Origin of the sequence: Trujillonella humicola (assembly GCF_046233715.1) — a bacterium.
Classification (GTDB): Bacteria; Actinomycetota; Actinomycetes; order Mycobacteriales; family Geodermatophilaceae; genus Trujillonella; species Trujillonella humicola.
The window spans coordinates 1-25,171 of record NZ_JBJNRJ010000069.1 but is presented as its reverse complement, the minus strand read 5'-3'; the positions used below and the strand labels follow the sequence as shown (position 1 = coordinate 25,171).

The 25,171-nt window shown below is 76.6% G+C and carries 19 protein-coding genes; 4 read left to right on the top strand and 15 right to left on the bottom strand.

The genetic code is table 11. The annotated features are described in order from the left end of the window. Nucleotides 1–54 precede the first annotated feature (54 nt). From ACK586_RS22880 to ACK586_RS22860, 5 genes are all read right to left on the bottom strand, one after another. Entirely contained in the window at nucleotides 55–1,119 is a 1,065-nt protein-coding gene (locus ACK586_RS22880; protein WP_409332823.1) for a hypothetical protein, read from the bottom strand. Nucleotides 1,120–1,175: 56 nt separating this feature from the next. After that, nucleotides 1,176–1,832, bottom strand: coding sequence for a hypothetical protein (locus ACK586_RS22875; RefSeq protein WP_409332822.1), 657 nt, complete (start codon nucleotides 1,830–1,832; stop codon nucleotides 1,176–1,178). A gap of 351 nt (nucleotides 1,833–2,183) precedes the next feature. Then, the gene (locus ACK586_RS22870; protein WP_409332821.1) at nucleotides 2,184–3,782 is read right to left on the bottom strand and encodes a GTPase; all 1,599 of its coding nucleotides are present in this window, start codon (nucleotides 3,780–3,782) and stop codon (nucleotides 2,184–2,186) included. Continuing rightward, nucleotides 3,779–5,479, bottom strand: coding sequence for a GTPase family protein (locus tag ACK586_RS22865; protein WP_409332820.1), 1,701 nt, complete (start codon nucleotides 5,477–5,479; stop codon nucleotides 3,779–3,781). Before ACK586_RS22865 ends, ACK586_RS22870 begins: the two co-directional genes overlap by 4 nt. Before the next feature lie 30 nt (nucleotides 5,480–5,509). Further along, on the bottom strand, nucleotides 5,510–6,481 hold the full coding sequence (locus tag ACK586_RS22860) for a helix-turn-helix domain-containing protein (protein ID WP_409332819.1): 972 nt from the start codon (nucleotides 6,479–6,481) through the stop codon (nucleotides 5,510–5,512). A 233-nt stretch (nucleotides 6,482–6,714) separates the two neighbouring features. Between ACK586_RS22860 and ACK586_RS22855 the strand changes: the two genes are divergently transcribed. Beyond that, on the top strand, nucleotides 6,715–7,545 hold the full coding sequence (locus ACK586_RS22855) for an alpha/beta hydrolase (RefSeq protein ID WP_409332818.1): 831 nt from the start codon (nucleotides 6,715–6,717) through the stop codon (nucleotides 7,543–7,545). 5 nt (nucleotides 7,546–7,550) lie between these two features. Beyond that, entirely contained in the window at nucleotides 7,551–8,408 is an 858-nt protein-coding gene (locus ACK586_RS22850; protein ID WP_409332817.1) for an MBL fold metallo-hydrolase, read from the top strand. Between the two features lie 16 nt (nucleotides 8,409–8,424). Here the strand turns inward: ACK586_RS22850 and ACK586_RS22845 are convergent, their stop codons facing one another. The 10 genes from ACK586_RS22845 to ACK586_RS22800 form a co-directional block, all read right to left on the bottom strand. Beyond that, the gene (locus ACK586_RS22845) at nucleotides 8,425–9,060 is read right to left on the bottom strand and encodes a PilZ domain-containing protein (RefSeq protein ID WP_409332816.1); all 636 of its coding nucleotides are present in this window, start codon (nucleotides 9,058–9,060) and stop codon (nucleotides 8,425–8,427) included. A gap of 112 nt (nucleotides 9,061–9,172) precedes the next feature. Next, nucleotides 9,173–10,429 carry a GGDEF domain-containing protein gene (locus ACK586_RS22840; protein ID WP_409332815.1) on the bottom strand — a complete coding sequence of 419 codons (1,257 nt, stop codon included), beginning with the start codon at nucleotides 10,427–10,429 and terminating at the stop codon, nucleotides 9,173–9,175. A gap of 95 nt (nucleotides 10,430–10,524) precedes the next feature. Continuing rightward, on the bottom strand, nucleotides 10,525–12,162 hold the full coding sequence (locus ACK586_RS22835) for an HNH endonuclease signature motif containing protein (protein ID WP_409332814.1): 1,638 nt from the start codon (nucleotides 12,160–12,162) through the stop codon (nucleotides 10,525–10,527). Nucleotides 12,163–12,293: 131 nt separating this feature from the next. Then, the gene (locus ACK586_RS22830) at nucleotides 12,294–12,980 is read right to left on the bottom strand and encodes an NYN domain-containing protein (protein WP_409332813.1); all 687 of its coding nucleotides are present in this window, start codon (nucleotides 12,978–12,980) and stop codon (nucleotides 12,294–12,296) included. A 143-nt stretch (nucleotides 12,981–13,123) separates the two neighbouring features. Then, nucleotides 13,124–15,217 carry a putative bifunctional diguanylate cyclase/phosphodiesterase gene (locus ACK586_RS22825; protein ID WP_409332812.1) on the bottom strand — a complete coding sequence of 698 codons (2,094 nt, stop codon included), beginning with the start codon at nucleotides 15,215–15,217 and terminating at the stop codon, nucleotides 13,124–13,126. 144 nt (nucleotides 15,218–15,361) lie between these two features. After that, nucleotides 15,362–16,981 (bottom strand): acyl-CoA dehydrogenase family protein, encoded by a 1,620-nt coding sequence (locus tag ACK586_RS22820; RefSeq protein WP_409332811.1) that lies wholly within the window; start codon nucleotides 16,979–16,981, stop codon nucleotides 15,362–15,364. A 109-nt stretch (nucleotides 16,982–17,090) separates the two neighbouring features. Beyond that, entirely contained in the window at nucleotides 17,091–17,474 is a 384-nt protein-coding gene (locus tag ACK586_RS22815; protein WP_409332810.1) for an SRPBCC family protein, read from the bottom strand. Next, complete coding sequence (locus tag ACK586_RS22810) at nucleotides 17,471–18,754, bottom strand: competence/damage-inducible protein A (protein ID WP_409332809.1); 1,284 nt, start codon at nucleotides 18,752–18,754, stop codon at nucleotides 17,471–17,473. The genes ACK586_RS22815 and ACK586_RS22810 overlap by 4 nt, the downstream gene beginning before the upstream one ends. A gap of 50 nt (nucleotides 18,755–18,804) precedes the next feature. Next, the gene (locus ACK586_RS22805) at nucleotides 18,805–20,472 is read right to left on the bottom strand and encodes a serine/threonine-protein kinase (protein ID WP_409332808.1); all 1,668 of its coding nucleotides are present in this window, start codon (nucleotides 20,470–20,472) and stop codon (nucleotides 18,805–18,807) included. Between the two features lie 107 nt (nucleotides 20,473–20,579). Continuing rightward, complete coding sequence (locus ACK586_RS22800) at nucleotides 20,580–22,193, bottom strand: protein kinase domain-containing protein (RefSeq protein ID WP_409332807.1); 1,614 nt, start codon at nucleotides 22,191–22,193, stop codon at nucleotides 20,580–20,582. A gap of 268 nt (nucleotides 22,194–22,461) precedes the next feature. On the opposite strand from ACK586_RS22800, the gene ACK586_RS22795 reads away from it, so the two are divergent. Next, nucleotides 22,462–23,415 (top strand): cyclase family protein, encoded by a 954-nt coding sequence (locus tag ACK586_RS22795; protein WP_409332806.1) that lies wholly within the window; start codon nucleotides 22,462–22,464, stop codon nucleotides 23,413–23,415. Between the two features lie 7 nt (nucleotides 23,416–23,422). Beyond that, nucleotides 23,423–25,075: an AMP-binding protein gene (locus tag ACK586_RS22790; RefSeq protein WP_409332805.1), complete on the top strand. Its 1,653-nt coding sequence runs from the start codon at nucleotides 23,423–23,425 to the stop codon at nucleotides 25,073–25,075. The last annotated feature ends 96 nt before the right edge of the window (nucleotides 25,076–25,171 follow it).

The following is a 25,171-nucleotide window of genomic DNA, read 5'->3' as shown; positions in this document are numbered from 1 at the left end:
GGACCGCCCCGTCACGGAACTCCCGGTCGTACTTCTTGCGGATCTCTGGCATCGCTACCCCTTATAGCTGATGCCTCCGCGGTCTCGGGGGAACCTCAGGCCGTGGCTGTCGTAGCCGTAGCTGATGACGGCGCCGGTGGGGCTGGTGGCGGTGGCGACGGTGCCGTCGCCGTTGTAGGTGACCGTCGCCGCGACGCTGGAGGCGTTGCTGGTGCCGGTGCGGTTGCCGGTGCTGTTGTAGCTGTAGGTGGAGGTGCGGCCCTGCGCGTCGGTGGCCGAGCTGGCCTGGTAGCGGGTGGCCTGGGCGGTGTTGGCGTAGGCGAAGGAGGAGCCGGCGCCGGTGGCCGAGGTGACGCTGGTCAGGGACTCCCCGCCGTTGACGGCCTCGTCGTAGCCGGCGGTGGTGGTGCCGGCGGGGTTGGTCGCCGAGGCCACGTCCAGGAACGGGGTGTAGGTGGCCGAGCGGAGGTGCCCGGCCGGATCGGTGGCCGAGGCGACCCGCAGCAGGCCGTCGTCGGTGAGCTGATAGGTGGTGCGGGCGGCGTTGCTGACCGGCTGGTTCTGGTCGCTGTTGGGCTCGGCGACCAGGGTCTGCCCGGCCGGATAGGCGAACCGGGTGACCGCGCCCGTGCCGGAGCTGGCGGTGGGCTGGGTGATCGTCTGCACCCGGCCGTAGGTGTCGTAGCCGAAGGAGGTGGCCGCGCCACCGGGCGCGGTGATCCGGTTCAGGTTGCCCTGAGCACCGGAGAACAGCTCGGTGCTGCGCCCGGCGGCGTCGGTGACGCCGTCGAGGTAGCCGTTGGCGCCGTAGGACAGCGTGATGGTGCGGGTGGCCCCACCCCCGTCGGGGGTCTGGCTGATGGTGGTGATCCGGCCCACGCCGTTGGCGAAGCCGCCGGGGCCGGTGCCCTCGCTGGTGAACGTGAGCGTGCCGGCGCCGGCGCCGCCGACGTCGCTGCGGATGGACGTCAGCGCCCCGTCGGCGTCGTAGGTCAGCGTGGTGGCGTTGTCGTTCCGGTCGGTGATCTTGGTCAGTCGGCCGTCGCCGGTGAAGTGCTGGGTCTCCCCGGTGCCGTGGTCGTACACGGTGGCGGCGTTGCCGGCGACGGTGAGGGTCATCTTGAACCCGGCCGGTGCGGTGTAGGCGCCGGTGGCGGTGCGGGTGAAGGTGCCGGTCAGCCCGTGGGGCCGTGGTAGACGATCCAGTCCGCGGTCGGGCCCACCGGCTGCAGCCGCACGTCGAAGCCGGTGGACAGCCGCCAGCCGGAGTTGCGGTCCCCGACCGAGGTGCCGAAGCCCTCGGCGCGGGTGCCGCTGTTGTAGGCCAACCCGACCTCCAGCGGCCCGGCGTTGCGCCGCTGCAGGCTGAACAGGCTGACCGTGGCCAGCAGGTTCCCCGACCCGGCGTCGACCTGGGCGGAGATCCGGTCCCCGACGGTGAACGGCAGCCGGGTCGCGCCGGGTCGCTCCCCGGCGGCCAGCGCCGGGGACACGAACCCGGTCTGCACACCCGAGGGGGTGCAGCCGGTGTCGTCGCAGTGCGCCACCTGGTACTCGAAGCTCTGCCCGATCGACAGCACCCCGGCGGGCAGCTGCCGGAAGGCCTCGGTGCCCGGCGCGCTGACGTTGTTCAGCAGGTTCCACGTCGGCGACCCGACCGTCCGCGCCGAGAACCTCAGCGACTGGGTACCCGTGCCCGGCGCGTTGGCCGTGCCGTACAGCACCGGCTGCAGCGACGCCGTGACCGCCACCTCGGCCAGCGGCGCCGCCGCCGGCGCGGCTAGCACGCCCGTGACCGAGCCGACCACCAGCGCGGCAGTGGCTAGTCCCACGGAGACCAACCGGCCGGCGCGGAGCCGCAGCCGTCGCCTGCCCGCCTGTGACGAGCGTTCAGGGGACAGCAGGACCACAATGCACCTCGCTGGGGAGACCGACGGAACGCCCGGGACGCGGCCTCGATTCAGGCGCGTGGGAGCAGAGTGGTCGCCGTTAGTGACGACACGCTAGCGCTGGGCAGCGCTTCGTTATGCCGTCGTGATGACTAATTGTGCGTGTTCGCTAACCGTTAGTGCACGTCAGGGTTCCGCGAAAGCGCCGCTCCGCTGCACGCCCGCTCCGGGTTCGGCCGGCCCGTAGAGCGACATGCCGTCCGCGCCGCCAGCGAAGACGGCAGTCCCCGGCGGTCAGCCGGCGCGGGCGAGCGCGGCCGCGAAGCGGTCGTGGTCGGCGCGGACCCCGGCCATCGGCGCGAGCAGCTCCTCCTCCCCCACGGCCGCCACGGCCGCGCGCAGTCGCAGCTCGGCCCCCCGCCGGCGCCGCCGGGCGCGGGCGTTGACCAGCGGCCGGGCCAGCAGCGCCAGCAGCGCGCCGGCCAGCAGCCCGCCGACGAGCAGCAGGGTGGGCAGCGGGATGCCCTCCACCCGCGGCAGCGGCACCACGTCGTCGAGCTGGAGCAGGCCGAGCCCGGCCAGCGCCAGCAGCCACAGGACGCCGACCAGCGCGACCCCGGCCAGCAGCCACTGCAGGCCCCCGGCCGCGCGCTGCCACAGCGGCGTCCGCGCCGGGGCCAGCTCCGTGCCGCCGACGGCGGCGTCCAGCCGGTCGGCCAGGCGCTCCTCGGAGACGGCGACCTCGCGGCGCAGCGCGTCGGTCCACGGCCGGGGCAGGCCGGCGCCGGCGGTGTCGCGGGCGGCGCGGACGGCGGTCGCGACCTCCGCCAACTGGACCGCACCGGCGGCGGGCAGCGAGGTGCGCGCCGGCAGGCCGCCGGCGGCACCGTCGCCGAGGTGCAGCCGCGCCAGCGGGTCGGGCCGCAGCGTGCGCACCCAGCGCACCAGCGGCCAGCCGGTGGCGGCCGCCCCGTTGCGGCGCACCGAGCGCTCGACGGCGGCCCCCACCACGGGCACTCCGGCCGCCCCGGCGAGCGCATCGGTCAGCCGCTCCCGGTCGATCCGCCCGGCCCGCCCGGTGCCGTCGGCCGCGCAGCAGGCCCGCAGCTCGGCGGCCGCGGCGGAGACGTCGGCACCCAGCCGCTCGACGGCGGCCCGGCGGTCGGCGACGCGGCGGACCAGGTCGGCGCGCAGCTCGCCGAGGCCGGCCCCGGTGCGGCCGGAGACCGCCAGCAGCGGGGTGGCGGCCAGCCCCTCGCGGTCGAGCAGGCCGCGCAGGTCGGCCAGGCAGGCGCGCGCCGCGTCGGGGTCGAGCCGGTCCACCTGGTTGAGGACGACGAGCAGCACCCCGGCGTGCCCGGCCAGCGGCACCAGGTAGCGCTCGTGCACCGCGGCGTCGGCGTACTTCTCCGGGTCGAGTACCCACACCAGCACGTCGACCAGCCCGACCAGGCGGTCGACCTCCAGGCGGTTCTCCAGCCGCACGGAGTCGTGGTCGGGGAGGTCGAGCAGGACCAGTCCGTCCAGCGCCGGGTCGACCGGGTGCCGGTGCCGCCGCGGCACCTCCAGCCAGTCGAGCAGCCGGTCCTGCGGATCGGCGCCCCAGACGGTGGCGTGCGCGACGCCGGTCGTGGGCCGGCGGACGCCGGGGCTGCTCACCTCCGCCCCCGACAGCGCGTTGAACAGCGTGGACTTGCCGCTGCCCGTCGCGCCGGCCAGCGCCACGACGGTCGCCTCGCCCAGCGCCGTCCGGGCGCCGGCCTTGGCCAGCAGGGACCGCGCGCGGCCGAGCGCGGCCGACTCCTCCGGGCCCTCGAGCCGCTCGGCGGCGACGTCGACCGCCTCCCGCAGCGCGGCCAGGCGGTCGACGAGCGGGGCCTCGCGTCGCCTCATGCGCCCGCCCGGATCGCGGCCGCGAGCGCGGCGGTCGCCGACCGGAGACCTTCCGCGGTCCCCTCCGCCGGCGCCGCCGCGGCGATCCGGGCGTCGAAGCGCTCTCGCTCGCTCAGCAGCAGCCCGTCGGCCCGCTGCAGCAGGTCCTGCCGGGCACGGTCGGCCAGCGAGCGGACGGCGGCGTCGCCCAGCAGCGCCTCGAGCAGCCGCTGGCCCAGCGCCGTCGTCCCCCCGGCGACGGCGACCTCCGCCCCGCTCAGCCCTCCGGTCGAGGCGAAGACGGCGACCATCACCACGGCGCCGGCGCCGTTGACCCCCCAGGAGGTCAGCCGGGCGCGGGTGCGCTTGTCGGCCCCCTGGTCGCGCACCAGGTCCAGGACGGCGCCCTGCCAGTCGCGCACCTGCGACGCCGCGGCCTCGGGGAAGTCCGGCGAGACCCGCGACAGCGCGTCGGCATCGGCGCCCAGCAGCGCGGACCCGCCCGGCAGCGCCCGCCAGGTGCCGGCGGTCCGCTCGGCGGCGCGGTCGGCCTCCGCGCGCAGCAGCGCCGCCACCCCGGTCTCCAGCGCGCCGGTGAGGTCCTCGGCCGGCGTGGGGCGGCCGGTCAGGGCGGCGGTGAGGCGGTCGCGCAGCCGGCCCACCGAGCTCTGCAGCGAGCGCATCCACTCCCCGGTGCCGACGAACTCCTGCCAGCGGGAGAGCACCTCGCCGCGCAGCAGGGCGCCGCCCCGGACGCCCTCGTCGATCGACGCGCACGCGTCGGCGTAGGCCGCCTGCGCCGCGGCCGACAGCTCCCGGGCGGCGGTGTCCTGCTCGTCGACCGCGGCGGCGACCCGGCCGACCCGGTCCTCCAGGCTGGCCAGCGCCCCGAGCAGGGTCTGCCGGACGACGGCGGCGCGCTCCTCGCGGTCGGCGGCCAGCCCGTGCAGCCAGCCGCGGATCGGCGCCACCTGCTCCGGCGGCAGCAGCCCACCGGCCAGCGGGCGCTCCTCGACGACGAACAGCCGCGCCGCGGACAGGCCCGCGCGCTGCAGCATGCCGGCCAGGTCCTGCGCCACCTCGGCGGTCGCCTCCGGCGGCACGCGGTCGAGCACCACGGCCAGGGCGGTGCCGCGCTCCTGCGCCGTCCGCAGCACGTCCCAGGGGACGGCGTCGGCGTAGCGCGCCGCGGTGGTGACGAAGACCCACAGGTCGGCGGCGCCGAGTAGCTGGGCGGCGAGGTCGCGGTTGCTGGCGACGACGGAGTCGACGTCGGGGGCGTCGAGCAGGGCCAGGCCGGCGGGCACCTCCGGGCGGGGCACCAGCTCCAGCGTGCCGGGGCCGCCCGGGCCGCCGGTGACCCGGGCGAGGCCGGGCAGCACCCGGTCGCCGGAGAACGCCGGCGCGTCGGCCGGGGAGCAGACGAGCACCGGGGAGCGGGTCGTCGGCCGCAGCACCCCCGAGGCGGTCACCGGCACGCCGACCAGGCTGTTGACCAGCGTGGACTTGCCGGCGCCGGTGGAGCCGCCGACCACGGTCAGCAGCGGGGCGTCGAGGTCGCGCAGCCGGGGCAGCAGGTAGTCGTCGACCTGGTCGACGACGGCGCGGGCGGTCCGCACGGCGTCGTCCCGCCCGGCGGTGGCCAGGCCCAGCGGGGCGGCGGCGACCCGGTCGCGCACCTCGCGGAGGGCCTCGGGCAGGCGGGCAGGCGCGGTCACGTCTCCCCGGGTGCCCCGAAGGTCGCGCGACTATCCCTGGGGTCCCGGTGCCCCGCTCGTCGCCGCCCGCTGCCACTCCCGCGGCGTCATCCCGTACGCCCGGCGGAACCGCCGGGTGAAGTGGCTGGCGTCGGCGAAGCCGCACGCGCGCGCGGTCGCCCCGATGGGCCGGCGCAACCCGGCCGGGGTGGTGAGCCGCACGCGGGCGTCCTCGAGGCGCTGGTCGATCACCCACTGCTCCAGGCTCCAGCCGGCCTCGGCGCAGGCCCGGTAGAGCTGGCGGACCGACACGTTGTGCGCGGCGGCGATCGACCGCGGCGTGAGCCCGGGATCGGCCAGGTTCTGGCGGACGTGGGCGCGGACCCGGCTGAGCAGGGTCTCCTCGCGCACCTGCGCCCGCCGCGGGTCGTCCCCGGCGGCGGACACGACCAGGGCGCGCACCAGCTCCACCGTGGCCGTGCCCAGCGCCGCGGCGCCGGGGTCGTCGGCGAGCTCGGGGGCGGCGTCGGCGAGCCACTCGAGGTGGGTCCGGACGAGGTCGTGCAGCGGGCTGGCCCGCAGCCGCGGGGCGGCGCGGCGGACGAGGTCCCCGGGCAGGCCGAGCACGTCGAGGGACAGCTGCAGGGCCCGGTTCCCGCCGCCGGTGGCGCACGCGAACGTGTAGGGGGCGGTGGTGTCGACGAGCAGCAGGTCCCTGCCCTGGACGACCTGGCGGTGCTCCCGCTGGCCGAACTCCCCCCGGCCCCGGCGCTGGTAGGACAGCGACACCACCGGCTCGCCGTCCGCGCGCACGTGGCGGGCGGTGCGGACGAGGCCGAACCGGGAGGCGTCGGTGCTGACCAGCGCGGCGCGGCCGTAGGACCAGGCGGAGATCCGGGCCTGCATCAGGTCCGGCTCCTCCCGGTGCTCGATGCGGCACGGCGCGGCCGCCTCCTGCATGACGGCGCGGAAGGCCTCGGCGCGCTCGCCCGGCGGCAGCGGTGCGGTGTCGAACAGCAGCATCGCCGGCTCCTGCGTCGGGGCCGGCCGCGGTCGCGGCCGGCTCGGCGGTCCCCGTCACCGCCGAGCCTGGCAGAGGACCGGCCGGTGGCGGAACCGGTCGGCGCCCGGTCGTGCACGCAGGGACCAGGGCCGGGCACGGACGGTCGACCGGCCCCCTTCCGCCGCTGCCAGGGTCGGCGGCGCGCCACCCCGGTCCCCCCGGGACCCCGCCGAGCCAGCTGAGGAGAAGCGCCATGACCACGTCGCCGTCCGCGCCGGACACGATCGTCCTCGTCCACGGGTTCTGGGTGACCCCGCGCAGCTGGGAGGGGTGGAAGGCGCACTACGAGGCGCGCGGGTTCCGCGTACTGACCCCCGCCTACCCCGGCTTCGAGGTGGAGGTGGAGGCGCTCAACGCCGACCCGACGCCGATCGCCGACCTCACCGCTCCGGCCCTCGTCGGGCACCTGGAGGCCGTCGTGCGGGAGCTGGACCGGCCGCCGGTGCTCATCGGGCACTCCGCCGGCGGCGCCTGGGTGCAGCTGCTGCTGGACCGGGGTCTGGGCGCGGTCGGGGTGGCCGTGAACTCCGCCCCGACCGAGGGCGTGAAGGTCACCCCGCTGTCCCAGATCCGCTCGACCTGGGCCGTGCTGAAGAACCCCGCCAACCGGCACCGGGCGGTCGGGCTGACCGAGGAGCAGTGGCACTACGCCTTCACGAACACCTTCGACGAGGAGGAGTCGCGGCGGCTGTACCAGCGGTACCACGTGCCCGCCTCGGGGCGGATCCTGTGGAACTCGGTGCTGGCCAACCTGATGCCCGGGCCCCAGGACATCGCCGTCGACTACGCGAACCCGGCGCGGCCTCCGCTGCTGTTCGTCTCCGGCAGCGAGGACCACATCATGCCGCCGAGCGTCCAGCGCTCGAACGCGAAGCACTACCGCGGTGGCACGGTCGAGGTCCGGGAGTACGACGGCTACGCCCACCTGCTGCCCGCCCAGGCCGGCTGGGAGCGGATCGCCGACGAGGTCCTGGACTGGGCGCTGGCCCACGCGACCGGTCCGCGGCCGGCCGAGGTGCCCTGACGGCCGTGCACCCCGGCCCGCGGCTCACCCACGTCGGTGGGCCCACGCTGCTGGTCGAGCTCGGCGGGTGGCGGCTGCTCACCGACCCGACGTTCGACCCGCCCGGCCGGCACTACGCCTTCGGCTGGGGCACCGGGTCGCGGAAGGTGCGCGGGCCGGCGCTGCCGGCCGCGGAGGTCCTGCCGGTCGACGCCGTGCTGCTCACCCACGACCACCACGCCGACAACCTCGACGACGCCGGCCGGGCGCTGCTGGCCTCGGTACCGGTGGTGGTGACGACGTCCGCGGGCGCCGCCCGCCTGACCGGCGGCCGGGGCGGCGGCGGGCCGGGGACGCCCGAGAGCGGGCCGGTGACGCGCGGGAGCGGGCCGGCGACGCGCGGGCTGCGGCCCTGGCAGCGGACGGTCCTCGAGGCCCCCGGCCGGCCGGCGCTGGAGGTCACCGCCACCCCGGCCCGGCACGGGCCGCCGCTGAGCCGGCCGCTGGTGGGGGACGTCGTCGGCTTCGCCGTACGCGTGCCGGCCCCCGACGCCGAGGTGCTGTGGATCTCCGGGGACTCGGTGCTGTTCGACGGGCTGCGGCAGGTCGCCGACCGGCTGCGCGTCGACATCGCGGTGCTGCACCTCGGCGGCGTCCGCTTCCCGGTGACCGGGCCGGTGCGCTACACGCTGTCCGCGCGCGAGGCCGTCGAGGTCGCCCGGCTCGTCGCCCCGCGGGTGGTGGTCCCGGTGCACTACGAGGGGTGGAGCCACTTCCGGCAGGGCCGCGCGGCCGTGGAGCGCGCGCTCGCGTCGGCACCGGGGGAGATCCGCGGGCGGTTCCGATGGCTGGTGCCGGGCACGGCCACGGACCTGTCCCCGTGAGCCGGTGGGTGCGCGGTCAGACGCCGGCGGTCCGGGCGCGCTCGGCGCGCAGCTCCTGGAAGACGCGGCGGCGCAACCGGTCCTGGTCGCGCTCGGCGGGGTCGACCAGGCGCAGGCTCATGAGCCAGTCCGGACCCCTGCTCTGCACGCGCTGCACCTCGGCGCGGTACCAGGCCACGCCGTCGCCGAGGTCGACGGCGAGGCCGAGCGGCGTCCCGAGGTCCGGCGGGGCTCCGAAGCCCTCGACGAGGACGCGGACGCCGGCCTCGCTGAGGTCGCGGGTCTCGCCGGCGAGGTCGACGCCGCGCAGGCCGACCGTGACCGGCAGGGTCAGCCGGCAGCGGACGGCGGTGCGGCGCTGCCGGTCCTCGGCCGGTGCGGTGACCGCGAGGTGCCAGCGGGGGGCCGCGCCGCCGTCGACGTGCACCACCTCGGCCGTCAGCGCCCGCCCGCCGGCGGGGCCCTGCCAGAAGACCTCGACGGGCTCGCCGGCGGCGACGACGTCGCCGACGTAGTCCCCGGCCGACGGCCGGACCAGGAGGGTGTGCGCGTCGGCGACCTGCACCCGGGCCTCGACCGCGATGCCGCGCCGCAGCGACGTCACGTCGACGGCGCTGTCGACCTCGGGGAGGTCGACGCCGGATGAGTCCATGTGGTTGTCCCCGTGCTGCTGGTGCCGTGGACCGCGGAAGCGGGCCCGGGACCACGCTAGCCCGCTCGGAACGACATCGTCCGCCACGGGCGGGCCGCCTCACCCGGCCGGGTCAGCGGTCGAGCGCCGCCTCGTGCAGGGCCCGGGGATGGGGCAGCGGCGCCCCGACGGCGTTGCGGGTGGCCTTCGCGGCGTAGAGGCGCTGGTCGGCCCGGCGCATCAGGTCGGCCGGGCCGAGCTCGCCCGCGCCGGCCGCGACACCGAGGGACAGTGTGAGCTCGCCGGCGCGGAAACCGGGCGGGGCGAGCATCGCGGCGGCGGCGCGCAGGTCCTCGGCGAGCTCGGTGGCGCGGGCCCCGTCGCAGCCGGGGAGGAGGACGGCGAGCTCGTCCCCGCCCAGCCGGGCCACCAGGTCGCCGGCCCGGACGCGGTGCAGCAGCAGGCGGGCCACCGCCCGCAGCGCGGCGTCCCCGCCGGCGTGCCCGTGCCGGTCGTTGACCTGCTTGAAGTGGTCGACGTCGACGACCACGACCGCGAGGGGCGCGCCGGTCGCCCCGGCCGCGGCGCAGGCGGCGGCCAGCTCCGCGTCCCACCGGCGGCGGTTGGCCAGCCCGGTGAGCGGGTCCTCGAGGCTGAGCCGCTCGAGGCGGTCCAGCAGCAGGCGGGTCCGCTCGCGCTCGCGGAGCAGGCGGACGCGGGTGGAGAGCTCGCGCGCGCCGAGCGTGTGTCGGACGGCGTGGGTGATCGTGGCGACGATCGTGGCGGTGGCCAGCCAGAAGACGACCGCGACGACGTCGATGTCGGGGATGCCCACCGGGGACAGCAGGACGGCGGCGCCGAGCCCGCACCAGGTGACGGTCACCAGTCCCGCCGTCCAGCGCACCGGGGCGGCGAGGACGCCGCCGCAGCCGTAGATCGCCAGCAGCAGGCCGGAGGCGTAGGACTCCGTGTTGTCGACGAGGGCGACCATCCAGCAGATGCAGGCCTGGACGATCACGAGCAGGAGGAGGACCAGCAGCTCGGGCCGGCGGCGGCCGAGCGGGCGGCGCCACAGCACGAACAGCAGCGCCAGCATCGGCACGTCGGCGAGCAGCCGCAGCATGAGGAAGCCCGGCGCCAGGGTGGGCTCGAGGTAGAAGTCCAGCAGCGACCACGCCGGGAAGACGATCACCGCCACGACGCCGATCACCAGCCCGGAGATCCGCGCCCGGTGCAGCGCGACCGCCCCGACCTCCGCCTCGACCTCGGCCTGCGCCGCGGCGTCGTCCTCCCGACCGCGGCCGCGGCCGTCCACGGGCGTGCTCTCCCCCGCCGGCAGGTCACCGGCGAGCAGCGCGCCGACGAGGCGGCGGACGAGGGGGTCGGGCACACCGGCTCATCGGCACGCCCGTGGAGCGGGCTTGAGGCGCGCGGGGGCACCCCCCTCCGGCGGGTGAGAACGGTCTCGTTCCGCTTTCTCCCGGCTCAGAAGGGTGGCGGGTCCTCGTCGGGGGGCTCGGCTCCGGGGAGGGGTGGGCCGGTGAGGACGCGGGTGCCGGTGAGGGGAAGCAGGGGTGGGTCGCTGCCGGGAGCGCGGGATCGGCGTTCGGTGTCGGCTCGTCGTCGGCGGTGGGGGCGGCTGGTGCGGGTGACCCCCGAGGGCGTGGTGACGGTGAGGGTGCCGTCGGGGGCCAGCTGGTAGGTCCAGCCGCCGGCGTGGGTCTTGAGCCGGTGGTGCCGACGGCACAGGCAGCACAGGTTGTGGCAGGCGGTGGGCCCGCCGGCGGCGTGCGGGATGACGTGGTCGGCGTCGGCCCACGCCGCCCGGTTGGCGCAGCCGGGGTGGCGGCAGGTGCGGTCGCGGGTGTGCAGGTAGCGCACCTGCGCGGCCGACGGCCGGTACCGGTGCACGGCCGGCGGTGTGGTGAGGAGCGGGCAGCCGCAGCAGGTGTGGGGGTGGGTGGGGCAGCCGCGGGCGGCGGCGGCGCGCAGTTCGGTGTCGGTGGCCACGGCCAGCAGCCGCCCGTCGGTGTCGGTGAACGCGTACCGCAGCGCCCCGTCGGCCGGGGCGCGCAGGCCGATCGCGTCCAGGTCGGCCAGCAGCCGGCGCAGGTGGGTGGCGGTGATCGGTTCGCCGTCGACCTCGGCGGTCGGGGCGGGCACCGCTCCGCGGGTGAACGCCGCCGGTGTCGGCCCGCCGGCGGCCAGGAACTCCTCCACGGTGAGCGCGGCCGTCAGCGCGGCCAGGGGCACGTCGACGGTGAGGGTGGCGGTGACCGGGGTGCGGTCATTCCCGGGTTGCAGGATGCGGTCGGCCAGCGCTCCGGCGCGCAGCACCCCCAGCGGCCGGGGGTCACCGGCGGTCTTCGCGGCCTTGGCGTCGGCGTCGGCGGTGCGTCGGCAGGCCACCGCCAGCTCGTGCGGCATGCGGGCGACCAGCTCGCTGACCCCGTCACCGAGTGGGCGGACGGTCACGTCGCAGCCTGCTTCGGCCTGGGCGCGGCGCCGGTCGGCGGCGGCGGCGTCGCGGGCGGTGAGCTCGTGGCGGACCGCGGCCTCCAGCTGGCGGATCGACAGCTCGGCGGCGGCCGGCAGGACGGCGGCCTCCACCGCGGCGATCACGGCCGGATCCACGCCGCGGGCCTTCCAGCCGAGCTGGTCGGCCAGCACCCGGGCCCGCGGCCAGTCCAGGGTGCCGGCGTCCAGGGCGGCGAGGGTGGCCGGCAGCCGGTCCAGCGAGGCGCACCGGTCGACCAGCTTCCCGGCCGCGGTGCGCGAGCAGGCCAGCACGGTGGCCAGCTCGTCGGCGAAGAACTCGCTCACCCCCTCCAGCTCACCCGGGCGGCGCTGCTCGTCGTCGCCGTGGGTGTGACGCGGGTCGGGGCGGGCGGCGGCCAGGCCCATCACCGCCCGCACCCGCAGCCCGGCCAGCATCGCCTCGGCGGCGGCGATCTGCTGCAGCAGCGCCGCGTTCGCCGCCGCCGTCCGGGTCGTCGGCAGCATCTCCGGCAGCGTCTCCGGCACCCACCCCGGATCGGTCGGCAGCGGCTCCACGTCCCGCTCCGGCGGAGCGGCCAGCGGCACCACGCTCACCCCGACCGCGAACTCCCGCACCCCCGCCATGACCAGCACGCTAGACCCGGGGTACGACGATTTCCGGGCCGCTGACCTGCGGCGCAGCCGGACGAGACGACCGCCCCGGGCGGCCCGGGCCCACGGGGGATGGCCCGGGACGGACGCCGGCGCGGGACCCCTCAGCCGCTGCGACGGGCCGCGTACCCGGCCACGAACTCCCGCAGGTTCTTGGTCGGCCGCAGCCAGGCGCCGTCGGGCGGGAGCGCGTCCAGCCGCACCCGGTCCAGCGGGACGGCGAAGGCCCCCGGCACGTCCTCGATGTCGATGAACTCGAGCAGCTCCGAGCCGATCGCGTAGCCCGCCACCTCGCTGAACGCGACGACGACGACCTGCGTACCGGCGCGGGCCAGCTCCTCCAGCGGCTCGGCGAAGTTCCGCCCGTCACCGGAGAAGACCACCAGCCGCCGCAACCGGTGGCTGTGCGCCCGGACGTCGATGTGGTCGAGCATGTCCTGGTCGATGTCGTCGTCCGGCTGCGTCTTGGGCCGGGCGAAGACCGCGTAGCCGAACCCGCGCAGCGCCTCGACCCAGCCGCGCATGCTGCCGACCACGGGCGGGATGTTCGCGAAGACGCAGGCCTCGACGTCGGGGGCGCCCGGCTCGGCCGGGTCCCCCGCCGCGTCCACGAACCAGGCGGCGATCGCGTCGAAGCGTGGACGCGACGCCGCGGTCGGCCGCGCCCCGATCACCGTCGACAGGGTCATGTCGATGTTCGGGGCGTCCCAGATGAGCAGGTCCAGGGCCGGGCGGGGCCGCCCGTCCGGGGCGTCCTCCGCCGCGGTCACCGACTCGGCCAGATCCGTCACGGGGGCAGTGTGCCCGTTCGGTGGTGCCACCGTCGCCACCGGCACGGCAGGGACCGCCGGTCCGCCAGGGGCCGCCGGTTCGGCAGGGCCCGCCGGCGGCGCGCCACCCGGCGACCGGGCGCGCCGCCGCTGCCGTGGGCCGCTCAGCGCAGGGACCCCGACAGGGCCAGGGCGCAGGAGTCCCCGCCGGCCTCGCGCACCCGCCCGGCCCACCGCCAGACGTCGCCGGCCGGCATGGGCCGGGCCAGCAGGTAGCCCTGCGCCAGGTCGCAGCCGGCCTCGCGCACCATCCGCAGGTGCTCGGCGGTCTCCACGCCCTCGGCGACCGAGCGGATGCCCAGCGTCCTGGTGAGCGCGACGATCGCGGCGAGCACCGCCCCGGTGCCGCCCGCGGCCAGCCGCTGTGCGGCGGTGAGCAGCGACCGGTCGATCTTCAGCGTGCCGATGGGCAGCTGCATGAGCTGCGCGAGAGACGACCAGCCGGTGCCGAAGTCGTCGATGGCCACCCGGACGCCGGAGTTGCGCAGCACGGAGAGCTGGTCCTCCGCGCGGGTCGGGTCCTCGGCCACGCTGGTCTCGGTCAGCTCCAGCACCAGCTGCTCCGGTGCCAGGCCGGAGTCGTGCAGCGCCACGCGGACGTCGCGCACGAGCGTCTCGGCGGAGAAGTGCCGGGCGCTGATGTTCACCGACATCCGCAGGTCCAGGCCCCGTGCCGCCCACTCCGCGGCCTGCCGCGTCGTCTCGCCGAGCAACCACCGGGTGATCGGGATCAGCTGACCGGTCTCCTCGGCCACGGAGAGGAACGCGTCGGGGGTCAGCAGCCCGCGCTCGGGGTGCTGCCAGCGCAGCAGCGCCTCGACGCCGTCGATGCGGCCGTCGTCGACCCGCACCACCGGCTGGTAGTGGACGACGAGCTGCTCCAGCGCGCCGTCCCGCAGGGCGTTGGCGACCTCCAGCCGCCACCGGGCGGCGTCACGCAGGCCCGGGGAGAACAGGTGGATCCGGTCGCGGCCCGAGCCCTTGGCGGCGTAGGCCGCGGCGTCGGCATCGCTGAGCAGCTGGTGCGCCTGGCGCTGCCCCGGCTGCCCGGCGGCCACGCCGATGCTCGCCGACAGCGGCACCGAGATCCCCTCGGCCACGAACGGCTGGATGAACGACTGCTGCAGGCGGAAGGCCAGCGCCGCGGCCTCGGACATGTCGCAGCCCCGGGCGAGGACGAGGAACTGGTCGCCGCCGAGCCGGCCCACCGCGTCGTCCGGCCGCACCTGCGCGGCCAGGCGGGAACCCACCTCGCGCAGCAGCTCGTCACCGACCTCGTGCCCCAGCGAGTCGTTGATCGTCTTGAAGCCGTCGAGGTCGAGGAACAGCAGCGAGGTGCGGGTGGGGTCCTCCCGCAGCGACTCCCGGGTCAGCTGCAGCAGCCGGCTGCGGTTGGGCAGGCCCGTGAGGTCGTCGTGGGTGGCCTGCCAGGCGAGGGCCTCCTCCTGTCGCACCCGCTCGGTGATGTCGGTGTGGGTGACGACGACCTGGCCGGAGGCCTCCACCCGGGCGGCCTGCATCCGCCACCACGCGGTGCGGTCGGCATAGGTGGCCGCGTAGTCGAGGACGAAGGCGGGGCCGGGAGCGTCGAGCAGCCTGCGCAGCCCCTCCTCGATGCGCCGGTGGTCCTCGGCGGGAACGGCCTGCGCCATCATCTCGAGGTAGTGGTCGCCCACCCGCGCCGGGCGGAGCCCGTCCTCACGCCAGGCGGCGTCGGCGGCCGACGACCAGACCCGGTTGGCCGTGAGGATCCGCCAGTCGGCGTCGATGAGCACCGTCGGCGGCGGCACCGCGTCGAGCACGGAGGTGAGCTGCCGGATCTCCTGGGCCTGCTCGTCGCGGACCCGACGCTCCTCCTCGACGTCGCGGAGGAACACCGACAGCCCCAGGGCGTCGGCGAAGGCGCGCACCTCGAACCAGCGGTCCACCGGCTCGTAGCGGTACTCGAAGCTGCGCGGCTGCCCGTCGGCCAGCACCGCGGCCAGCTGGTGCTCCATCTCCGTGCCGCGCAGCGCGGGGAACGCCTCGAACAGGCCGTGGCCGAGCAGGTCCTCCGCGCGGCGGCGCACCAGCTCCTCCACCGCGGCGTTGAGGTAGGTGATCTGCCAGTCGCGGTCGAGGTGGTAGACGGCGTCGGGTACCGACGCCAAGAGGTCGCGCTCGGCACGCGTCGCCGTGCCGCCGTCGTCTCCGTGCACTCGCCCGCTTCCTTCTCCCCCTGCGGAGCCCGGCCCCCGTGCACCGCGGACCGGCCGTACCCGGCGGGCACCGGCCCCACGACGGCACGGAGTCCGACGCCCGTCCGAGAGTAGTGGCACGCCGCCGTTCCGGGCAGGGGCGCGTCAGGTCGGCGCGACGACCGCCCGCTCGACGATCCGGGCGACCGGCGTGCCCGCGGGGAGGGTGCCCAGCACCGCGCCCCAGTCGCCTCCGAGCCGGGTGGCGCAGAAGGTCTCGGCCACCTCCGCGGGCGCGTACCGCAGCAGCAGCGAGGCCTGCAGGCAGAGGGCGAGCCGACCGGTCACCCGGCGGGCCCGCAGCTCCAGGTCGACGGGGTCGCCGAGCTCGGCGTGCAGCCGCTCGACCGCCTCGTCGAAGCGGGGGTCCGCGCCGCGCGCCGGCGCGAGCTCGGCCTCCACCGCGGCCAGGGCCTCGGTCGACCGGCCCAGCGCGCGCAGGACGTCGAGCGCGATCACGTTGCCCGACCCCTCCCAGACGCTGTTCAGCGGCGCCTGCCGGTAGAGCCGGGGCATGCCCGACTCCTCGACGTAGCCGTTGCCGCCGAGCACCTCCAGGGCCTCGGCGACGACGCCCGGCGTCCGCTTGCACACCCAGAACTTCGCCGCCGCGCCGGCCAGCCGCAGGAAGGCCGACTCCCCCGCGTCGACCGCAGCGGCCAGCCGGACCGCCAGCGCCGTCGCCGCCTCGCTCTCCACGGCCAGGTCGGCCAGCACGTTCTGCATGAGCGGCTGATCGGCCAGCAGCGCGCCGAAGGCCCGCCGGTGCCGGGCGTGGTGCAGCGCCTGGGTGAGCGCCGCCCGGACCGTGGCCGCCGAGCCGATCACGCAGTCCAGCCGGGTCGCGTTGACCATCTCGATGATGGTGGGGACGCCGCGGCCGGGGTCGCCGACCAGCCAGCCCGTCGTCCCGTCGAACTCCACCTCGGACGAGGCGTTCGCGCGGTCCCCCAGCTTGTCCTTGAGCCGCTGCAGGCGGAACACGTTGCGCGTGCCGTCGGGCAGCACGCGCGGCACGAGGAAGCAGGACACCCCCTCCGGCAGCTGCGCCAGCACGAGGAACAGGTCGCTCATGGGCGCTGAGGTGAACCACTTGTGCCCGGTCAGCGCGTACGTGCCGTCGGCGGCCGGGACGGCGCGGGTCGTGTTCCCGCGGACGTCGGAGCCGCCCTGCTTCTCGGTCATCCCCATCCCGGCGACCAGTCCCGGCTTCTCCGCCGGGGCGGACAGCCCGAACCGGTAGCCGCGCCCGGTCAGCCCCGGCTCGTACACGGCCGCGAGCTCCGGGGCCGCGCGCAGGGCGGGGACGGCGGCGTAGGTCATCGTCACCGGGCACCCGTGGCCCATCTCGACCTGCGTCCACCCCAGGTAGCCGACGGCGCGGCGGACGTGGGCGTGCGGGCCCGGGTCGGTCCAGGGAGCGCCGGCGAGGCCGTGCTCGAACGCCGTCCGCATGAGCTCGTGCCAGGCCGGGTGGAACTCCACCTCGTCGATCCGGTGCCCGTACCGGTCGTGGGTGCGCAGCACCGGCCGGTTCTCGTCGGCCAGCCGCCCCCACTCCCGGGCCTGCTCGCTGCCGGCCAGCGTCCCGAGGTCGGCCAGCGAGGCCAGCGTGGCCGCGTCGCCGTGCCGGACGCAGGCCTCGGCCAGGGCGGCGTCCCCGGCGATCGGGTCGTGGCCGACCAGCGGCGGGGCCTGGTTGGCGACGGAGTGCGTGGCGCTCATGAGCGCCACGGTAGGAGGGCCCGGTTCCACGTGGAACCGGGCCCCGGGACCCGCCGAAGTGGCCACTTCGGTGAGAGGGGTCGCCCGAATGGCCACGTCGGCGGGCGGGTCAGGTCACCAGCCGCCGGAGCGCCCACTGCGCGAGCGGGGCGTAACCGAGCACCGCGGGCGCCGGGCCGGTCGTGCGCAGGCCGGTGGTCGTGCCGCCGTCGGGACCGTCGGTGACCCAGTGGTGCAGCCGCAGCCGCAGCGGACCGGCGCCGACCGTCCAGGACCACGACCGCGCCGCCGGGTCGACCGCGTCGATGGTGAAGGGCAGCGGCACGCCGAACCCCCGCACCCGCCCGCGGGCCCCAGCGGTCAGCAACCGCTGAGGGCAGTCCACACCGGTGATCTGCGGCGCCCACTCGTGCCAGCGGTCCAGGTACAGGTACCGGTCCCAGACCGCCGCCGGCGGCCGCGGCCCGGTCGCGTGCAGCGTCGTCGTGGTCATGCCCGGGGCCCGCCCAGCAGCAGCTCGCGCAGCATGTGCATCGCCAGGACGACGGAGCGCTCGCGCACCGCCGGCCGCGAGCCCGGCAGCCGCACCGACCGGGCCACCACGCCGTCCGGCCCCACGGCGCACAGGTGGACGGTGCCCACCGGCTTGTCCGCCGTCCCCCCGCCCGGCCCGGCGATCCCGGTGATGCCCACCCCGACGTCGGCGCCGAAGCGGGCCCGGGCGCCGTCGGCCAGGGCGCGGGCCACCTGCGGGCTGACCGCACCGTGCTCGGCGAGCATCGCCGCAGGGACGTCGGCCATCGCCTCCTTGGCCGAGTTGGCGTAGGAGCACACGCCGCCGAGCACCCACGCGGAGGAGCCGGCGCGCTCGGTCAGCCGGCCGACGAGCAGCCCACCGGTGCACGACTCGGCGGTGGCGATGGTGCGGCCCTGCGCCTCCAGCGCCGCTGCGACGAGGTCGTCGACGGTCGGGCCGGTGGAGTAGAGGGTGTCGCCGTACTCCTCGGCCAGGACGGCGCCCAGCCGGTCGTACGCGGGCTGGGCACCGGGGCCGAAGCGGGTGACGATCTCGAGCTCGCCGTCGCGCAGGCAGGTGGTGACCTCCAGCCCGGCCAGTTCGGCGTCGTGCTCGCGCAGCGTCGCGGCCAGCTGGGCCTCGAGCGTGCCCCACAGCCGGACGGTCTCCTGGCGCAGCTCACCGCCGGCGGCCAGCACCCGGGCGACCGGCTCGGCGGCCAGCGCTGCCGGCCACATGCCCTGGAGCTCGGGCGGCGGGCCGGGGAGCACGAGGACCGGCGGAGCGGCGCGGCCCTCCCCCGGCGGGACCACGAGGCCGGGAGCGGTCCCCACCGGCTCCAGCACCGTGGCGCCGGCCGGCACCCGCGCCTGCTTGGCGACGCCGGCGGCCTGCGCCCCGGGGTCCACCCGCCACCCGCGCCGGGCGGTCAGCCGCGCCACGATCGCGGCGATCCGCTCCTGCAGCGCGGGGTCGACGGCGGACGGGCGCTCCTGCCAGTCCCCGACCACCTGCGCGGTCAGGTCGTCGGCGGTCGGGCCGAGCCCGCCTGAGGTGATCAGCAGGTCGGTGCCCGCGCCGGCCAGGAAGTCCAGCGCCGCCCGCAGGTCCTCGGGGCGGTCACCCACGACCACGACCGCGGCGACGTCCACCCCGCGCTGCCGCAGCTGCTCGGCCAGCCACGGTCCGTTGCGGTCGGTCACCCGGCCGGTGAGCACCTCGGTCCCGGTGACGACGATGCCCGCGCGAGTGACCACGGACCGACCCTAGGAGCCGGAGGACCCCTCCGCCCCCCGGCCCTCGCGGGTCAGCCCCGGCCGCCGCCCGCGTTGCCGCCGCCCGCGTTGGCGCGTCCGGGGCCGCCGCCCGGGTTGCCGCCGCCCGCGTTCGCGCTGCCCGGCCCGTTGCCGTTGCCCGGGTTCGCGTTGCCCGGCCCGTTGCCGTTGCCCGGGTTCGCGTTGCCCGGCCCGTTGCCGTTGCCCGGGTTCGCGTTGCCCGGCCCGTTGCCGTTGCCCGGGTTCGCGTTGCCGGGCGCGGTGCCGTTCCCGCTGCCCGGGTTCCCGCCGCCCGGTCCCTCGCCCTGGTCCACGCCGCCGCCGGGACCCGGACCACCCGCGGCCGGGGTGCCCGGTGCCGGGGGGACGGGCGCGGGCGCCGGCGTCTCCTGGGCGGGTGGCGCGCCGACGTCGGCCGGGCCCGCACCGGCCGGCGCGGCGGGGGCGGGGGTCTGCGCCGGGGCGGGCGGCTCGGTGGCGACGGTCAGGGTGACCAGCGTGCCGGTGGCCAGCCGGCCGGCCGGGGACACGGCGGTCACCAGCCCGGGCGCCGACCCGGTCGTCGGCTGCTCGACGCGCGCCACGCCCAGCCCGAGGCCGACCAGCTCGGCCTCGACCTCGTCGGCCGGCCGGCCGATCAGGGCGGCCGCGTCGACGTCCACCCCGGTGGCCCGCGGCGACTCCTCGCCCGCGGCGGCGGGCGGGACGACCGCCGCCGGGCCGGCGACGAGCTGCAGCGCCCCCACGCCGATGCCGGCGCCCACGAGCAGGGTGGCCAGCGGGGCCAGCGCCCGCCGCCCGTGCCGCCGCCGCGCGGGCGGCAGGACGAGTTCCCGGGTCCGCGGGGGAGGAGCCGGCTCCAGCCGGCGCCCGGCACGCACGTCGGCGACGGCGGCGCGCACCTGGGAGCCGTCGCGCAGCCGGCCGTCGGGGTCCTTGACCAGCGCGCGGTCCACCAGCACCCGCACGCCGTCCGGGACGTCGTCGGGCAGCGGTGCGGGCTGCTCGCGGATCTGCCGCAGCGCGATCTGCACGGGGTTGTCGCCGTCGAAGGCACGCCGCCCCGCCAGGCACTCGTAGGCGACCATGCCCAGCGCGTAGACGTCGCTGGCCGGCGAGGCGTGCCGCCCCTCCGCCTGTTCCGGGGACAGGTAGCAGGCGGTGCCGACCACCTGCCCCGTGCGCGTGAGCGGCACGCTGGTTGCCGTCCAGGCGATGCCGAAGTCGGTGATGCGGACGACGCCGTCGCTGCCCAGCAGGACGTTGCCGGGCTTGACGTCCCGGTGGACGACGCCCGCCTCGTGCGCCGCGGAGAGCGCGGCCGCCGTCTGGTCCACCACGTCGAGCACCACGTCCGGCGGGAGCCTGGGCTCGCGCGCGAGGCGGGCGGCCAGCGACTCGCCCTCGACGAGTTCCATCACCAGGAAGGCGCAGACCTCCCCGTCCGGCCCGGTCGCCTCCCCGTAGTCGTGCAGGGCGGCGATGTTGCGGTGCCGCAGCCGCGCCGACACCTGGGCCTCGGCCCGGAAGCGCGCGAGGGAGACGGCGTCGTCGGTGTACTCGCTGCGCAGCACCTTGACGGCCACGGTCCGGTCCAGCCGCCGGTCACGGGCCCGCCAGACCCGGCCCATACCGCCGGTGGCCACCAGCTCCACCAGCTCGTAGCGGTCCCCGAGGACGCGACGGACCGTTCCACCCACTCCCCGGACCCCCAGACCCACCGCCCCGTGCCGGGCAGACATTCCACACGGACGCGGTCCGGAAACCCCGCGGCCGGCGGGACCACCCGATGGGGTGCCGACAGAGATCAGGCGGGCGGGACCGGGGCGGTCGTGCCGGGCGCGGTGGAGGTCGCCGTGCCGGACCCGGTCGGCTCGCCGGTCGGAGCCGGAGTTCCGTCGGTCGGGGGGGCGCTGGTCGTCGAGGTCGTCGTCCCCGGCGCGGTCGTGGTCGGGGTCGGCGACCCCGGGGCGCCCGGCGTGCTGGTCGGGGCCGGCGGGGCGGACGAGGTGGGCAGCGGATCGGGGAGGACGTCGTCCGGGGGCGGCACGTCCTCGCCGCCGATCACGGCCACCCCACCGCCGGCCGGGCTCCGGGTGACGACCGGGGGCCGGGCGTCCCGGCCGGGCTCGACGGCGTACCAGACGTCCACCCGGTCGCCGGGCTCGAGCGCCCGCCCGGCGGGGTCCAGCCGGGTGACCGTGCCCGCCGCGAACGAGCCGGTGACCTCGGGGTGGCGGTACACGGCGAGCCCGAGGGCGGAGAGCTGGGCGGCGACGTCGTCGACCGGCCGGTTCACGTAGTCCTCGGCCGCGAGCCGGACCGTTCCGGTCTCCTCGATCTGCGCCGCGGCCACCGGCGAGGACGGCGTGGCACCCGACACCGCCAGGAACACGCCGGCCGCGGCCCCCGCACCCAGCAGCAGCGCGGCGACCGGGACCAGCACCGCGGTGGCCCGCCGGCGGGCCGGGGACGGGGGTGACCGGTGGGCGCCGGCGGCCACCGTGGGCGGGCCGGCATCGGCGGGCGAGGACGGCGGGGCACCCAGCGGCGCCGCGCGCACGCCGGTCTCCCCGAGGTCGGGCAGCCGTCCCGCCCGGGCCGCGGCCACCGCAGCGGCGAAGGCCGCACCGTCGGGCATGCGTGCCGCCGGGTCCTTCGCCAGCGCCCGGGTGATGACCGTGCGGACACCGGTCGGCAGCTCGCCGGGCAGCGGCTCGGGGTCCTCGCGCAGCTGCTTGAGGGCGATGGTGACGGCGTTGTCGCCGTCGAAGGCGGGGTGGCCCGCCAGGCACTCGTAGCCGACCAGACCCAGGGCGTAGACGTCGCTGGCGGGGGTGGCCAGGCGCCCCTCGGCCTGCTCCGGGGAGAGGTACTGGGGGGTCCCGATGACCTGGCCGGTACGGGTCAGCGGCACGCTGCCGGCCGACCAGGCGATGCCGAAGTCGGTGATCTTCACCTGGCCGTCGGGGCAGACGAGGATGTTGCCCGGCTTGACGTCGCGGTGGACCAGCCCGACCCGGTGCGCCTCGGCGAGGGCGGAGGCGGTCTGCTGCAGCACCGACATCGTGGTCGCGGCGTCGAGCCGGCCCTCCCGGCGCAGGACCGCCGACAGCGGCTCGCCCTCGACCAGCTCCATGACCAGGTAGGCCAGGGTCTCGCCGTGCTCGGACCGGGTCTCCCCGTAGTCGAAGACGCTGGCGATGTTCGGGTGCGACAGCGCCGCGGCGTGCTGCGCCTCCGCCCGGAAGCGGGCCACGAAGGTCGGGTCGCCGGTGTACTCGCTGCGCAGCACCTTCACCGCGACCGGCCGCCCCAGCAGCACGTCGGTCCCGCGCCAGACCTGGCCCATGCCGCCCGAGGCGATCAGCCCGGTGAGCTCGTAACGCTCACCCAGGCTCTGCCGCCCCGGCTCCACCACCGTCGTCCACCCCTCGACGCACCCCTGCCGACCCGGACCATCCTCCCAGGCCGAGGCGGCCCGCGGGACCGTTCCCGGGCGTCACTCTGGTAACAGAGCGTCGACACCTCTGGACGTCTGGCCAGGCGCGGCCGGCCGGTCGCTCCGAGCCCGACGTTGCGGCGACGTTGCACCGCCGAGCGCCCGTCGTCCCCCGCGCTTGCCCGGCCGGAGCCGGGACTGTGACGGTGGGCACGTCCCCTGCCCCCTCGACGACGAGGAGACCACCGTGCCCGACGCCCCCGACATGACCGAGGTCCTGGCCGATGCCCCCACCAACTGGGGCAAGTGGGGTGCCGACGACGAGGTCGGCGCCCTGAACTACCTGACCGCGGACGAGGTGATGCGGGGGATCCGGCACGTGCGGCAGGGCAAGGTGTTCACCCTCCAGCGGCTGATCGGCGACCCGAAGGGCGACCCGGTGTGGCCCGGGCGCACCCCGGCCGAGCGCACCCAGATCCTCGACGAGTCCAGCTGGGACTCCCCCGACGCTCCGCAGTTCCCCGGCGGCCTGCACTACGCCGACGACAAGATCAACGCCTTCCTCCAGGGCTCGACGCAGTACGACGCGCTGGGCCACGTCTGGTACGGCGGCCAGATCTGGAACGGCTACGACGCCCGGACCACCGTCGGCGGCATGGACAAGGCCAGCGTCGAGCCCATCGCCCGCCGCGGCGTCGTGGGCCGCGGCCTCCTGCTCGACATGGCCCGCTTCCGCGGCAAGCCGACCCTCGAGAAGGGCGAGACGTTCACCCACGAGGACCTCGTGGCCTGCGCGCAGGCCCAGGGCACCCCGATCGAGAAGCGCGACGTCCTGGTCATCCGGACCAACTTCCTGCAGCTGTTCCACGAGCAGGGCGACGCGTTCTACGAGGGCTTCAACGAGCCCGGCCTGGTCTACAGCCCCGAGCTGGTCCGCTGGTTCCAGGACATGGAGATCCCCAACCTGGCCACCGACACGATCGCCAACGAGGTCACCTTCGACCCCAACAACGGCACCGCGCTGCCCCTGCACTGCGCCCTGATGCGCAACCTCGGCGTCACCCTCACCGAGATCTGCGACCTGGAGGAGCTCGCCGCCGACTGCGCCGACGACGGCCAGTACGCGTTCCTGTGGGCCGCCGCGCCGCTGAAGATCCACCTGGCCACCGGGTCGCCGGTCAACCCGCTGGCGATCAAGTAGGCGCGACGTGAGCGCCTACGACGAGCGGCCCTGGCTGGCGCGGTACGCCGAGGGGCAGCCCTCGGACTACGCGGTCGAGTTCGCGAACGCGCTGGAGATGTACCGCGCCGGCGTGGAGCGCGACCCGGACGGCGTCGCCCTGCACTACTTCGACGGCACGGTGACGCGGCGGGAGCTCGACGAGCTCAGCGACGCCCTCGCCGCGGGGCTCCTGGACTCGGGGTTCTCGCCCGGGGACCGGCTCGCCGTCTACCTGCAGAACGTGCCGCAGTTCGTCATCGCGATGGTGGCGACCTGGAAGGCCGGCGGCGTCATGGTCTCGATCAACCCGATGAGCCGGACCCGGGAGCTGTCGTACCTGCTCGAGGACTCCGGCGCCACGGTGCTGCTCTCGCTGGAGGGGCTGTACGACCAGGTGGCGCGCGACGTCGTGCCCGGCACCGACGTGCGGCTGGTGCTCACCACCAGCGAGCTGGACTTCCAGACCCGCGACGACCCGCGGCTGTTCGCCGGCACCCGACGGCAGCGGCACGAGGGCACCGAGGACCTGCTGGAGTTCGCCGCCCGGTACCGGGGCCGGACCCCGGCGCCGGCGCAGCTCGGGCCGGACGACGTCGCGTTCCTGACCTACACGTCGGGGACGACCGGGGTGCCCAAGGGCGCGATGAACACCCACCGCAACGTCGTCTTCACCGCGCAGGTCTACCGGGACTGGGTGCACGCCGGGCGCGACGGATCGATCTTCGGGATCGCTCCGCTGTTCCACATCACCGGGCTGATCGGGCACATCGCGGTGAGCCTGCTGGTGCCGGCGCCGCTGGTGCTGGCCTACCGGTTCGAGCCGCAGGTGGTGCTGGACGCGCTGCTCGAGCACCGGCCGGCGTTCACCATCGGGGCGATCACCGCGCTCAACGCGCTGCTGGGCGCGCCGGGGTTCACCCGGGACCACTTCTCCTCCTTCACGTCGGTCTACTCCGGCGGCGCGGCGATCAGCCCGACGGCGGAGAAGGCGTTCAAGGAGGCGACGGGCATCCAGGTGCACAACGCCTACGGGCTCACCGAGACGACGTCCCCGATGACCGTCACCCCGTTCGGCTCGCCCTCGCCGGTGGACCCGACCTCGGGCGCGCTGTCGGTGGGGACCCCGGCGCCGAACACGATCGTGCGGATCCAGGACGACGAGCACCGCGACCTGCCGCTGGGCGAGGTCGGCGAGATCGTCGCCGAGGGCCCGCAGGTCGTCGCCGGCTACTGGGGCAAGCCCGAGGAGACCGCCGCCAACCTGCCCGGTGGGGCGTTGCGCAGCGGCGACGTCGGCTTCATGGACCCCGACGGCTGGGTGTTCATCGTCGACCGCAAGAAGGACATGATCAACGCCTCGGGCTACAAGGTCTGGCCGCGCGAGGTCGAGGACGTGCTGGCCGAGCACCCGGCCGTGCGCGAGTCCGCCGTGGTCGGCGTCCCCGACGAGAAGCGCGGGGAGACGGTCAAGGCCTACGTCAGCCTCCGGCCCGGCGCGCAGGCGACGCCCGAGGAGCTGATCGCGCACTGCCGGGAGCGGATGGCCGCCTACAAGTACCCGCGCCATGTGGAGGTCATCGACGAGCTGCCCAAGACGGTGACCGGCAAGATCCTCCGCCGCGAGCTGCGCGGGCGCTGACCCGGGCGCCCTGGTCCGGGGGGGGGGGGGGGTCGGCGGGGCGGGGGGGGGGGGGGGGGGGGGGGGGGGGGGGGGGGGGGGGGGGGGGGGGGGGGG